General features: G+C 61.7%; 11 protein-coding genes. 9 read left to right on the top strand and 2 right to left on the bottom strand.

What is annotated here, in order from left to right; genetic code table 11:
- Nucleotides 1-11: 11 nt before the first annotated feature.
- The gene (locus tag AC4D6D_RS16010; RefSeq protein WP_491328810.1) at nt 12-815 is read right to left on the bottom strand and encodes an enoyl-CoA hydratase; all 804 of its coding nucleotides are present in this window, start codon (nt 813-815) and stop codon (nt 12-14) included.
- A gap of 149 nt (nt 816-964) precedes the next feature.
- Here AC4D6D_RS16010 and AC4D6D_RS16005 point away from each other — a divergent pair, with 149 nt between their 5' ends.
- The 6 genes from AC4D6D_RS16005 to AC4D6D_RS15980 are packed head-to-tail and all read left to right on the top strand — an operon-like array spanning nt 965 to nt 7,688.
- Nucleotides 965-2,155: a CaiB/BaiF CoA transferase family protein gene (locus AC4D6D_RS16005; protein WP_491328809.1), complete on the top strand. Its 1,191-nt coding sequence runs from the start codon at nt 965-967 to the stop codon at nt 2,153-2,155.
- A 14-nt stretch (nt 2,156-2,169) separates the two neighbouring features.
- The gene (locus AC4D6D_RS16000; protein ID WP_491328071.1) at nt 2,170-3,507 is read left to right on the top strand and encodes an acetyl-CoA carboxylase biotin carboxylase subunit; all 1,338 of its coding nucleotides are present in this window, start codon (nt 2,170-2,172) and stop codon (nt 3,505-3,507) included.
- 39 nt (nt 3,508-3,546) lie between these two features.
- Entirely contained in the window at nt 3,547-3,768 is a 222-nt protein-coding gene (locus tag AC4D6D_RS15995; protein WP_491328070.1) for an acyl-CoA carboxylase biotin carboxyl carrier protein subunit, read from the top strand.
- Between the two features lie 46 nt (nt 3,769-3,814).
- Nucleotides 3,815-5,911, top strand: a complete 2,097-nt coding sequence (locus AC4D6D_RS15990) for a 3-hydroxyacyl-CoA dehydrogenase NAD-binding domain-containing protein (protein WP_491328069.1) — start codon at nt 3,815-3,817, stop codon at nt 5,909-5,911.
- Nucleotides 5,912-5,960: 49 nt separating this feature from the next.
- The gene (locus tag AC4D6D_RS15985; protein ID WP_491328068.1) at nt 5,961-7,166 is read left to right on the top strand and encodes an acetyl-CoA C-acyltransferase; all 1,206 of its coding nucleotides are present in this window, start codon (nt 5,961-5,963) and stop codon (nt 7,164-7,166) included.
- Between the two features lie 33 nt (nt 7,167-7,199).
- Entirely contained in the window at nt 7,200-7,688 is a 489-nt protein-coding gene (locus AC4D6D_RS15980) for a MaoC family dehydratase (RefSeq protein ID WP_491328067.1), read from the top strand.
- A gap of 28 nt (nt 7,689-7,716) precedes the next feature.
- Here AC4D6D_RS15980 and AC4D6D_RS15975 read toward each other — a convergent pair whose 3' ends face one another.
- Nucleotides 7,717-8,448: a FadR/GntR family transcriptional regulator gene (locus AC4D6D_RS15975; RefSeq protein WP_491328066.1), complete on the bottom strand. Its 732-nt coding sequence runs from the start codon at nt 8,446-8,448 to the stop codon at nt 7,717-7,719.
- A gap of 259 nt (nt 8,449-8,707) precedes the next feature.
- Here AC4D6D_RS15975 and AC4D6D_RS15970 point away from each other — a divergent pair, with 259 nt between their 5' ends.
- Genes AC4D6D_RS15970 through AC4D6D_RS15960 form a run of 3 tightly spaced genes read left to right on the top strand, consistent with a single transcriptional unit; the run spans nt 8,708 to nt 12,568 of the window.
- Nucleotides 8,708-9,496, top strand: a complete 789-nt coding sequence (locus AC4D6D_RS15970) for an SDR family NAD(P)-dependent oxidoreductase (protein ID WP_491328065.1) — start codon at nt 8,708-8,710, stop codon at nt 9,494-9,496.
- Between the two features lie 16 nt (nt 9,497-9,512).
- Nucleotides 9,513-11,750 carry an alpha-ketoacid dehydrogenase subunit alpha/beta gene (locus tag AC4D6D_RS15965; protein ID WP_491328064.1) on the top strand — a complete coding sequence of 746 codons (2,238 nt, stop codon included), beginning with the start codon at nt 9,513-9,515 and terminating at the stop codon, nt 11,748-11,750.
- A 32-nt stretch (nt 11,751-11,782) separates the two neighbouring features.
- Nucleotides 11,783-12,568: a shikimate dehydrogenase family protein gene (locus AC4D6D_RS15960; RefSeq protein ID WP_491328808.1), complete on the top strand. Its 786-nt coding sequence runs from the start codon at nt 11,783-11,785 to the stop codon at nt 12,566-12,568.
- The last annotated feature ends 52 nt before the right edge of the window (nt 12,569-12,620 follow it).

The following is a 12,620-nucleotide window of genomic DNA, read 5'->3' as shown; positions in this document are numbered from 1 at the left end:
AATCCTGCTTCTTAAAGCCCAGTGAAGTGCGGTTTGCGGCGCTCGATGAAATGCGAGACGCCCTCCCGGAAATCGGCAGACCGAAAGCTTTCGTGCATCGCCTTGTCGGCATCACGGATCGCGGTCGTCAGGTCCTGGAACAGGGCGTTCCAGGCCTGTCGCTTGATGATCCTGAGCGAACGGGGCGAGACATTCTCGGCCAGATCGGCAACGTAGGCGGTCACGGCCTCCGCGAACCCGCCGCTATCGATGACCTGCGAGACCAGTCCGAGGCGCAGCGCCTCGCTTGCGTCGAACTTGCGCGCTGAAAGAAGGAGCTCGAGGGCATTGGAATGGCCCACGATCTTGGGGAGGACCCAGGAAAGTCCGTGTTCCGCAACAAGACCCCGTCGGGAAAAGGTGGTGCTGAAAACTGCCGAGGCCGCCGCGATCCGAATGTCACAGTAGGATGCCATGACGAGACCGAGGCCCACGCAGGGGCCATTGATTGCAGCCACCACCGGCTTGGAAAGGTTTAGGAACCAGCTGTAGCGCCCGGCAAGATTTCCGCCGTTTTCGGTCCGGCCCGCAGGCGCTGCCAACTGGCGCTCAGTGCTGATTGTATCGAGCACTTCCATGTCCATGCCGGAGCAGAAACCGCGTCCGGCGCCGGTCAGGACGATCAGCCTGACCGCGGGATCGGTATCTGCAGCGGTGGTTGCATGCCGGACCTCTTCTTCCATTCGGTCCGTCCATGCGTTCAGCCGCTCGGGACGGTTGAGCGTCACAGTCAAAACCCCGCCCGAGGTCGACACTGCGATCTGATCGTAAGTGATCTTTCCCTCCCCTCATTTCGCCCCTGTTGACGAGTCGATAACAGTTGACAGCTTGCCAGACAAGTCAGAGTTTGATCACAGCTTAGATTGGATTCGGGGCGCAGTCGAGCATTGCTCAGATCATTCCGGATTTGTGGTTGGGGGAGAAGATGTCGAATTCATTGAGCGGGGTGAGAGTGCTCGACCTTTCGAGGTTCATCGCCGGCCCCTACTGCGGAATGCTGCTGGGCGATTTCGGCGCCGATGTCCTGAAAGTCGAGCGGGCGACAACCGGTGACGACTCTCGTCTGGTCTATCCGCAGGTCGAGGGAGAGAGCCTCTATTATCTCGTCTTCAATCGCAACAAGCGGAGCCTTTCGCTCGATTTGCGTAACCCGGAGGCACAGCAGGTGTTGCAACGCCTCATTGGGGAAGCGGACGTCGTCATCGAGAATTTCCGACCCGGTACGATGGAGAAAATGGGATGCGGCTATGAGCAGATGCGACAGCGCAATCCGCGGCTGATCATGGCACGCATCTCCGGCTTCGGGCAGACAGGCCCGCTTGCCGAGAATGCATGCTTCGATTCCATCGCGCAGGCTATGAGCGGCCTCATGGAACTGACCGGTGCCCCGGACGGTCCGCCGATGTCGGCTGGTACATTCATGGTCGACTATGCTTCCGGGCTCTACACCACGATCGGGATCCTGCTTGCATTGCGTCACCGGGAACAGACTGGAACTGGGCAACTCGTCGATACCTCGCTGCTCGACAGCGCTCTGTCCCTGTTGCTCACGGCAATCCCCGCCCAGGCCATGCTGGGCCTGCCCACTTCTCGGCTCGGAAATCAGGATCGCTATGTCGCTCCCGGCCATGTCTACAAGACGCGCGACCAACGATGGATCAAGGTCGTGGGTGGAGGCGATGGGATCTTCCCCCGTCTGGCAGAGGCTATCGCCCGGCCAGATCTGAAGACTGACGAGCGATATTCCACGCTGGCTTGCCGACTTGCGAACCGCGCGGAAATCGATGCGATCCTTTCATCCTGGATCGAAGAGCGTGACTATGCCGAAGTACTCGGCACTTTCGATCGCAGCGGCGTTCCCGCCGCGCTCGTCGCGACTCCGGCGGATGTCCTGGAAAATCCGCAGGTCCGGCATCGTCAGGGCATCGTCTCTATTCCTCATCCCACGGCGGGGGATATCGTCATGCAGGGCGTCACCATCAAGCTCTCCGAGAGCCCGGGGGAGCTTACCCGGCATCCACCGCTGCTCGGCGAGCATAACGACGAGGTGCTCGAGGAATGGCTCGGCCTCTCCCGCGAGGAGATTGCCCGAATGACCGCTGCCCGTCTTTTCTGAACTGAGGCGAAATCATGTTCCAATCCGTGTTGATCGCCAATCGCGGCGCCGTCGCGAGACGGGTAATCCGATCGCTGCGCGCAAGCGGCATACGCTCCGTCGCGCTCTACTCCGAGGCGGACGCCGACTTGCCTCATGTTCGCGAAGCCGACGCTGCCGTTTGCATCGGTCCAGCCAGTCCGCGGGAGAGCTACCTCAACATCGAGCGCATTCTCGAGGTCGCCCGTGAGCAGAACGTTGACGCCATTCATCCCGGCTACGGGTTCTTGTCCGAGAGCGCGGCGTTTGCCGAGCGTGCCATCGCCGACGGGCGGATTTTCATCGGTCCGGCACCGCGTCATTTGGGCGAGATGGGCGAGAAAACGCAGGCACGCTCGATCATGGCGCGCCACGGCATGCCGATCTCTGCCGGTACCCAAGCCCTTCCCGACGATATCGAGGATGCACTCAAGGAGGCTCTGGGGATTGGCTTTCCGGTTCTGATCAAGCCGGCGGGGGGCGGGGGCGGTATCGGCATGATCGCGGCCGCGACCGAGGACGAATTCCGCCAGGGACTGAGCCGTGCGCGCTCTCTGTGCAGCCGCAATTTCGGAAACTCTTCGGTCTACCTTGAAAAGCTCCTGATCAAGCCCCGCCACATCGAGCTGCAGATACTCAGCGACAACTACGGCGAGGCCTGTCACCTCTTCGAGCGCGACTGCTCGCTTCAACGCCGCAATCAGAAGGTCATCGAGGAGGCGAGGGCTCCCCTGATCGACGACGCCGAGATCTCGGCTGTGGGTAGCCAGGCGATCGCGGCTCTCAAGGGGCTTGGCTACAACAACATCGGCACGGTCGAGCTGCTTCGTGCGGAAGACGGGAGCTACAATTTTCTCGAAATGAACACCCGTCTCCAGGTGGAGCATGCGGTGACCGAGGAGATTACCGGCGTCGATCTAGTTGGGGCACAAATCCGGCTGGCGGCCGGAGCGCATCTGACGGACGTCATTACTTCGCCGATCAGGGCTCAGGGACACGCTCTGGAGGTTCGCGTCTATGCCGAGGATCCCAGAACGTTCCTTCCCTCCCCTGGCGTGTTGACGACCTATCGTCCGCCAACCGATGCGGGCGTGCGTGTCGAGACCGGTTACGAGCAAGGCAATGTCGTTACCCCCTACTACGATCCGATGCTGGCGAAGCTCATTGTTCACCGGGCCGACCGCGCCGGCGCGATCGAGGCCATGATCGAGGCGCTGGGGCAGTTCGAGATCGCCGGGATCAAGAGCAACATTCCCTTTCTGCTCAAGGCCCTCAACGACGGGGAATTTCAGGCAGGCCGGGTCCATACGCAGCTGGCAGCCACTTTGGTCTGACCGGCGCGCCTGCAATTCAACAATCGAAAGGAGGCACGCGTGCCGGAAATCAAAGTCAGGTCGGATATCAATGGTCTCGTGTTCCAGATTCTCGGGGAGGTCGGCTCCGCAATCGAGCAGGACGATCCCATCATGATGCTGGAATCGATGAAGATGGAGCAGCCGGTCATGGCGCCGAAAAGCGGCACGATCACGCAGATCCTCGTGAAGGAAGAGCAGGAAGTGAGCGAGGGCGACATCCTCGCGATCATCGAGGTCTGAGAGCCGGTTGCGCTCCGCCTGGGCAAATTCACGCAAGGATTTCCGAATGACACATCTGGACCTGTCGCACATCGCCGTGGTGACGATCGACAACCCGCCGATGAACACTATGTCGCAGCCGGGACGTGCACGGCTTTTCGAGGATCTCAAGGCCGCGATCGCCGATCCGGCGTGCAGAGCGGTCGTGGTCCGGGGTGAAGGGGCGATGTTTTGTGCAGGCGCCGAAGTGCGCGAGTTCAATACGCCGCTGGCTCTCGCAGCGCCCGACATCAACGATATAACGGGCTTGATCGAGAGCACGGACAAACCTGTCGTGGCGCTCATCGAGGGTGTCGCGCTGGGCGGCGGTCTGGAAGTGGCGTTGGGATGTCATTACCGGCTCATGGCGAGGACCGCGAAGATCGGACTGCCCGAAGTGAAGCTGGGTATTCTCCCGGGAGCGGGGGGGACCCAACGGACCCCTCGTCTCATCGGTGCCGCAGCGGCGATCGATCTCATGACGAAAGGCGAGATGCTGACCGCGGGGCAGGCGTTCGATCTGGGCATTGTTGACGAAGTGATAGCGGAGACTTCGCTCGAGGCAGCGCGCGTCTTTCTTGCGGCCCGCATAGATGCTCCGCCGCCCTGCGCAAGCAGAAGAGCGGTCAGCCTTCCCGAGGGCGTAGTGCCCGACGACTTTTTCGCGACCGCCAGAGTGCAGGCCGACCGGGCAAGCAGGGGCAACCCTGCTCCTGCGGTGATCGTGGACTGCGTCAGGGCCGCAGCGACCCGCTCTTTCGATGAAGGACTCGCCTTCGAACGCGAAAGCTTCAACGTTCTCGTCCAGACGCCCCAATCAAAGGCCTTGCGTCACGTGTTCTTCGCGGAGCGGACGGCGAAGAAAGTGCCGGGACTACCCGCCGGTACCCCCGCGCGCTTCGTCGAGAAGGTTGGTATCGTCGGCGCCGGTACAATGGGTACAGGCATCGCGATGGCCTTCGCGCTCGCCGGCTACCACGTGAGCCTATTCGATCAGTCGGCGGAGGCGCTGGTAAAAAGCCGGGCGCGAATGAACGACAACCTGGCGTCGATGGCGCGCCGGGCGCGCGTAACCGAAGAGGATGCGGCGCGCGCGTCCGAGCTGACCGTTCATGTCATGGACCTGGAGGATCTGTCCCAGTGTGATCTCGTCGTCGAGGCGGTCGTCGAGGATATGGCGGTGAAGACCGAGGTCTTCCAACGTCTCGATGCGATCCTGCGGCCTGGCGCGATCCTAGCCAGCAACACCTCGTTCCTTGATCTCGATCTCCTGGCAGGCGCGACTTCGCGGCCCGGCGATGTGCTTGGTCTGCATTTCTTCAGCCCGGCCAACATCATGCGCCTGGTGGAGGTGGTTCGCGGCGGCGCCACGGCTCCCGATGTCCTCGTGACGGCTCTGGCGACGGTTCGCAGGCTGGGCAAAGCAGGAGTCGTTTCCGGTGTGACCGACGGTTTCATCGGAAACCGGATGATCGACCGCTATCTCATGCGCGCCTACGAGCTGGTCGCAGCAGGGGCCGAGCCGCGGCAGGTAGATCGCGCAATGGAGAAATTCGGGTTCGCCATGGGGCCTTTTGCCATGCAGGACTTGTCCGGGAACGACATCGGGGCTGCCGTGCGACGGCGCAAAATAGCCGAATATCCGGGCTACCGCTATCCGGGCTATCTGGATCTGCTGACCGAACATGGCTGGTACGGCCAGAAAACCGGTCGGGGATGGTATGTCTATGAGCCGGGCAGCAGGACGCCGCTGGATCACCCGGAACTTGCAGCGGAACTGGCAGCCTGGCGCGTATCCAGCAGTATAGTTCCCGTCGCCTTCTCGGACCAGGAAATAGTCGAGCGATGCGTCTTCACGCTTGTCGATGAAGGCGCGCGGTTGCTCAGCGAGAAGGTCGCGTTGCGCGCGTCCGATATCGATACCGTATATGTGTGCGGATTCGGCTTTCCTGCAGTGAAGGGGGGCCCCATGTACCATGCCGAGCAGGTTGGCCTGCAGAAGATTTGCGAAAAGCTGGACGCCCTGGTGGCCATCGAGCCCGACGGCGGGTGGGAACCGAGCGCGCATCTGCGCACCGCAGCAAGGAACGGCACCTTCTCGCCGGTCGAATACACGGTCGCCTGACCGGTCGAACCTGAAGACAGGCAGGGCCTGCAAACGGAATAGGATGCTCATGCGCGACACGGTTATCGTATCCACTGCCAGAACTCCGATCGGTAAAGCCTACCGCGGCGCTTACAACCAGACAGCGCCCCAGGAACTCATCGGCCATGCCATTGCCGCGGCAGTGGAGCGCGCCGGGATCGCACCCGAAGAGATCGACGATGTCCTTATCGGTTCCTCGATTGCGCAGGGTGCGCAGTCGTTCAACATCGCACGTCAGGGAGCCCTTTGCGCAGGACTTCCCGAGTCCGTCGCCGGGATGTCGCTCGATCGCCAGTGCGCCTCGGGGCTGATGACGATCGCCATGGCTACCCGCGCGATCGGGATGGGCGACTACGACAGGGCCGTGGCCGGGGGCGTTGAATCCATCTCGCTCGTCCAGAACGAACACTACAACGCTTACCGTGCGCAATCCGAATGCGTTGCTGCCCAGTCTCCTTCCATTTACATGCCGATGCTGGAAACGGCGGAAATCGTCTCGAGGCGCTATGGCATAAGCCGGGAGCAGCAGGACGCCTATGCGTTGCAATCCCAGCGCCGCAATGCTCAGGCACAGGCAGAAGGCCGTTTTCGTGAGGAAATCGTGCCTCTGGCCAGTATCAAGGCGGTCGTCGATCGCGATACGGGCGCGGTACGGCACGAGAACGTTCTTCTGGAAACGGATGAAGGCGCGCGGCCTTGCACGACAATGGACGATCTGGCCGGCATCAAACCGGCCTTCAAGGGCAGTGCGACAACCCTCCAGGAGGGGGCATCCGTTACCGCCGGAAATGCCAGCCAGCTCTCCGACGGTGCATCGGCCTGCGTCGTCATGACGGCGCGGGAAGCGCAGGAGAAGGGCCTGACCCCGCTTGGCTCGCTCCGGGGTTTCGCAGTGGCCGGATGTTCGCCCGACGAGATGGGAATTGGGCCCGTGTTCGCGGTGCCCAAGCTGCTCGAGCGGCACGGTCTGACCGTTTCCGACATCGACCTGTGGGAACTGAACGAGGCGTTCGCCTGTCAGGTCGTCTATTGCCGCGATCGCCTTGGAATTCCCAACGAGCGTCTCAACGTCGACGGCGGCGCGATTTCCATCGGCCATCCGTACGGAATGTCCGGCGCGCGGATGGCAGGGCATCTGCTGCTGGAAGGGCGGATGAGGGGGGCAAAACTGGGTATCGTGACGATGTGTGTGGGCGGCGGCATGGGTGCTGCGGGCCTCTTCGAGATCTACTAAGCAAATGTCCGCCATGAAGATACGGTGGGCCGGATGACCCCGATCCTAACCCCTGCACAGCTTGCATCACTGACAGGTTCAGAAATCGGCTGCTCGGAATGGCGAACGGTCACGCAGGACCGCGTCAACGATTTCGCAGCCGCGACCGAGGACCATCAGTTCATCCATGTCGATCCGCCAAGGGCCGCCAGGGAAAGCCACTATAAGGGCACGATCGCCCATGGCTTCCTGATCCTGTCCTGGCTGAGCAGCTTTTCCTACGAAGTCCTCCCGGTGCTGCATCCCCGGCAGACGACGATCAATTACGGCTTTGACCGTATTCGCTTCCTGAGCCCCGTCCTTGTCGGTAGCCGGGTGAGGGCCCGGTTCGAACTGAAAGAACTCAAGGCGCGGGATGCCTCAAGCCATCTCATGCGCTGCGCGGTTGCAGTGGAAATAGAGAACCATCCGACGCCGGCGATGGTGGCTGACTGGATCATTCTGGTGAACTTGCCCGACGATGAGGCGTCCGCAAGGGTGTAATGGATTCGTTTTGTGCGGCGAGCGCGCGTCAGTTGCTCCAGCACCGGGTACGCAGACGGTGCGCGGCATTCCGCAGGTGTTCCTCAGCTGCCCGGCCCGCGGCGGCACCGTCGCCGGCGACGAGGGCATCGAAGATCCTGACATGTTCATCCTGCACCATGACCGACATTCCTGCCTGCGAACTGTTGGCCCGCGCTGCGCGGATGAGGCGCCGCACCTGGCCCTCGAGAAAGGCCGTGAAGGAGATGAAATAGGGGTTCCGCGAAGCTTTCATGATGAGCGTGTGGAACGCGAGATCTTCGGCGATGCCGGTCCTGCCTTCTTCGACCGCAGCCTTCATCGAATCCAGAACCTTGGCGAGCTCGCGCAGATCCTCCGGCGTGCGCCGTTCGGCTGCCAGCGCCGTAGCTGCGACTTCGTTTGCGATCAGGAATTCGAGTATGTTCTCAAGGTCCTCGACATCGTTCAGGTCCGCGTCCCCAAGCTCGAATGCCTCGCGGATCGGACGGTCGAGAACGAATATGCCCTTGCCTTGGAAACTGACGACGTAACCGTCCTGCTTGAGTGCACTGATGGCCTCTCGCACGACGGCGCGGCTGACGCCGAAGGCTTGGCAGATCGCGCTCTCGGTCGGCAGCCGCTCACCGGCCTGCAATGCCCCGCTGATGATCTCGTTTCGCAGTGCTTCGGCGACCTTCTGGGCGTAACTTGCCGGCGGCTTGATCGCCTGATGGCCCATGAACTCGAAATCGGTCGTCAATCAAGGTCTCCGTTCCTGCCGGGCGCTTCTTCGATTTTATCCAGCATTTTCAAACTCCGGAGGCGAAGGAATTGTCGCAAAGGAGAGAACTCGAAAGCTATACATAGCAACTTGTCTGACCACCAGACAAAAAGTTTTGCCGCCACTTGTCTGATAAGCAGACATCGACTACTAATCAGTGCTCAGGTTGGGCTGGGAAGAGCAGTTTCCGACCGTCGAACGTAAGGCGCGAACAATGCGTCGTGAGGGTGGGGCACAAATGCAGCCGATTTCGCAGTTCCCGCCGCTGGCGGATCTGAAGGACAAATGTGCGGTCATCACTGGCGCCGGAAGCGGCATCGGCAGGTCGATCGCACTGGCGCTCGCTGACCAGGGTTGCCGACTACTGCTAAACGACCGCGATGGCGCAAGGCTGAAGCAGGTCGGGTCCGAGCTGGGATCGGATTGCCGCTTCACGCTCTTCACCGGATCCGTCGCTGAAGAAACGGTCGTCGATGCGATGTTGGACGAAGGCGAACGGGCGCTTGGCGCGATCGACATCCTGATCAACAGCGCCGGAGTGTCTATGAACGTTCCGACCCTCGAACTGGATCTCGCCGACTGGCAGCGGGCCTTGGACGTCAATCTTACCGCAGCTTTTCTCTGCAGCCGGGGGGCGGCACGGCGGATGGTCCAGCAAGGGCGCGGCGTCATCGTCAACATCGCCTCGATGTACGGGCTGGTCGCGAGCCCCGAGCGGCTGGCTTACTGCGTATCCAAGAGCGGTCTTGTCATGATGACAAAGGCTATGGCGATCGAATGGGCCTCGCGGGGCGTGCGCGTGAACGCTGTCGCGCCGGGTTACGTCCAGACGCCCTTCCTCGACGAGCTTGTCGCAAGAGGGCGCGTCGAAAGGGACAAGCTTCTGCGCCGAACGCCTCAGGGACGTCTGGCGCAACCTTCCGAAATCGCCAACGCATGCATCTACCTGAGCTCGGATCTTGCCGGCCACATTACTGGCGAAACTCTATCGATCGACGGCGGCTGGACCGCTTACGGCTACATCTGAGAGGACCCTGCGGTTCATGACGGATATTTCTCTCCTTGAGCCAGCCACGCGCTGGGAAGCTCTGCGCACGACATCGGCGGACTGGGACGATGCAGGACCGGAACTGCTTGGGACCATGCTTGTCATGCTGAACCTGATCCGCGCTTTCGAGGAGAAAGTGCTGGAACTGGCGGGTTTCGGACTCGTGCATGGTCCTGCGCATTCTTCGATCGGCCAGGAAGGCGCAGCGGTCGGTTCGATCCTGGCGCTTGCCCAGGGCGATGAAATCAATGGCTCCCACCGTGGTCACCATCAGTTTCTGGCCAAAGCGCTTCACCACGTGATGCCGCGCGGAGCCTCGCCGGGAGAGCCGTTTCCCAACGAGCTCTTCGCATTGCTGCAAACGACCCTTGCGGAAATCCTGGGTCTGGCACAGGGCTTCTGCAAGGGGCGCGGCGGCTCGATGCACTTGCGCTGGCCCGAAGCAGGACTGTTGGGTACCAATGCCATCGTAGGCGGTGGCGCCCCGCTTGCTGCCGGCGCAGCATGGGCGCACCGGCGGGCAGGCGAGGGGGCTCTCGCGGTCACATATTTCGGAGATGGAGCTGTCAATATCGGCTCGGTTCTGGAATCGATGAACCTTTCCGCGGCCTGGAAACTGCCACTATGCTTTTTCATCGAGAACAATGGCTACGCGGTCTCGACGACTGTGTCGGAAGCCACTGCGGAACCTAGACTGTCCGCCCGTGGGTTGGGTTTTGCCCTGCCGGCCTGGAAGATCGACGGAATGGACCCGCTCGCGGCCTACATCGCCATGCGCCGGGCAGCCGAGGTCATGCGATCCGGCGGCGGCGCAACGATCATCGAGGCGGATGTCTACCGGTATTTCCATCAGAACGGCGGGTTGCCAGGCAGCGCGTTTGGCTACCGATCGAAATCGGAGGAAGCCCACTGGCGCGCGCGCGATCCTATCGACCGGGTCGCGCACGAGATGATCGGCCGCGGGCACATTCTTCCCGACGAGGTGGATGCACTCAGGACTCGCTGCGTCGAACTGATGCGCGATGTCGCTTCCCAACTGGTGAAGACCGGGCCGGACGGGAAACCGGAAATCCGCAAGGAACTCTGGCCTCGTGCCGAGTTCCGGGACGTCGGCATTCGCGGCGACCTGTCCGAATTCGCCGATGTCAGGACAGACGAACTCGAGACCTTCGCCGGCGAGCTCGTGCAGGCCCGCTTCGTCGATGTCGTTGCGGACGTCATGGGCCGCAGGATGGAGCAGGACGAGCGTATCGTGGTTCTTGGCGAAGACGTTCATCGCCTAAAAGGTGGCACGAACGGTGCAACGCGGGGGTTGGCCGAGAAGTGGCCCGATCGTGTCCTGGGCACGCCGATCGCCGAAAATGCTTTTGCGGGCCTCGCGGGGGGGATAGCTGCCGATGGCCGCTACCTTCCGGTCGTCGAATTCATGTACGCCGACTTCTTGTGGGTCGCGGCCGATCAGCTGTTCAATCAGATCGGAAAAGCGCGGCACATGTTCGGGGGCGATGGGGAAATGCCTTTGGTGCTCAGGGCCAAGATCGCTATCGGCACGGGATACGGCTCACAGCATTCCATGGATCCTGCCGCCATCTTCGCCAGCTCCGTGGGCTGGCGTATCGTGGCGCCTTCCAATCCATTCGACTATGTTGGCCTGATGAACAGCGCGTTGCAGTGCCGCGATCCCGTGGTCGTTCTCGAACACGTAGATCTCTACAATTCGAAGGGACCGGCTCCGGCAACCGATCTCGATTACTTCATTCCGCTGGGCAGTGCGAAAGTCGTCAGGTCCGGATCGGTAATGACGGTTCTGACTTACGGTGCGATGGTGCCTGTCACGCTTGCCGCAGTCAAAGCGCTCGATATTGATGCGGAAATCGTCGATCTACGCAGTCTCGACCGCGCTGGCCTCGACTGGGCGACGATCGAGGCCTCCGTTGCCCGAACCAACAATGTCCTGATCGTCGAGCAGGGTGCGGTAGGCACTTCCTATGGCGCACTTCTAAGCGACGAGGTCCAGAGACGCTGCTTCGACTGGCTGGATCAGCCTGTCCAGCGCGTCCATGGCGGTGAGGCTTCGCCAAGCGTTTCCAAGGTGCTGGAACGTTCTGCCTTCGTCGGTGTGCCCGAAGTTCAGGAAGGCTTGATCCGGGTCATGCGCGATCAGGGACTGGGCGAGGACCTCCAACACAGACGGGTCGACGCCTCGGGCGCTTTCGCCCTTTCCGCATTTTGAAGTTGCACGAAAAGGGGCTGGAGAGCCAGGACATGCCAACGGTGATACAGTCTCTCGTAGCCGTCATTGCTGACCCAATCGATCATCTTCGAACCCCCGGCGCCATGAACATGCTCTTCGCCCGCCGGGAGATTGCGGCTGTCGCGCTTCCCTTTCACGTGTCGGCCGGATGCCTGCCAAGGGTCGTTGACGCGATGAGAGGTATTCGCAACCTCAAGGGAGCGGTGATCACTATGCCTCACAAGATCGAGGCCGCCAGACTCTGTGACGAACTGGGCGAGGAGGCGCAAAAGGTCGGAGCTGTGAATGCCGTGAGCCGGCTACCGGACGGACGCCTTCGCGGCGAGAACTTCGACGGTCTGGGCATGGTCGCCGGACTTCGCAGCGAGTGCATCGAGCCAGCCGATCACCACGTATTGCTTGTCGGCGCGGGAGGAGCAGCGGCCGCGATCGGCTTCGCACTCGCGGGCGCCGGCGTTCGATCCCTGACCATAGAGAACCGCAGCGCCGAGAAAGCCGAAGCGCTGGCGCGTTCGATATCGGCCGCCTATCCCCACATCGACATAAAAGGGGGGCGGAAAGATAGACATGACCAGACCCTTGTCATCAACGCGACGTCGCTGGGTCTTCGGGAAACCGATGCTCTCCCGTTGGATGTCGCTTCACTTCCCTTCGAGGCGATCGTGGCCGAGGTCATCATGCAGCCTGAGGAAACCGCGCTCCTCGCCGCCGCGCACCGGCGCGGTCTGCGCCTGCACGCCGGGCGCCACATGTTGACCCACCAACTGGAACTGCTGACCTCTTTCGTGATCGGTTGACGCGAGCAAGTGTGCGCGATCGCGCGATGAACGGACGGGAGAATTTGTGGAC

Source organism: Novosphingobium sp. BF6 (genome assembly GCF_058273105.1).
This window is presented reverse-complemented; position numbering and strand designations above follow the sequence as displayed.

Excerpts from the sequence above, each read along its gene's own strand:
- AC4D6D_RS16005 (WP_491328809.1), top strand. The coding sequence starts at position 965 with ATGTCGAATTCATTGAGCGGGGTGAGAGTGCTCGACCTTTCGAGGTTC.
- AC4D6D_RS16000 (WP_491328071.1), top strand. The coding sequence starts at position 2,170 with ATGTTCCAATCCGTGTTGATCGCCAATCGCGGCGCCGTCGCGAGACGG.
- AC4D6D_RS15990 (WP_491328069.1), top strand. The coding sequence starts at position 3,815 with ATGACACATCTGGACCTGTCGCACATCGCCGTGGTGACGATCGACAAC.
- AC4D6D_RS15985 (WP_491328068.1), top strand. The coding sequence starts at position 5,961 with ATGCGCGACACGGTTATCGTATCCACTGCCAGAACTCCGATCGGTAAA.
- AC4D6D_RS15980 (WP_491328067.1), top strand. The coding sequence starts at position 7,200 with ATGACCCCGATCCTAACCCCTGCACAGCTTGCATCACTGACAGGTTCA.
- AC4D6D_RS15970 (WP_491328065.1), top strand. The coding sequence starts at position 8,708 with ATGCAGCCGATTTCGCAGTTCCCGCCGCTGGCGGATCTGAAGGACAAA.
- AC4D6D_RS15965 (WP_491328064.1), top strand. The coding sequence starts at position 9,513 with ATGACGGATATTTCTCTCCTTGAGCCAGCCACGCGCTGGGAAGCTCTG.
- AC4D6D_RS15960 (WP_491328808.1), top strand. The coding sequence starts at position 11,783 with ATGCCAACGGTGATACAGTCTCTCGTAGCCGTCATTGCTGACCCAATC.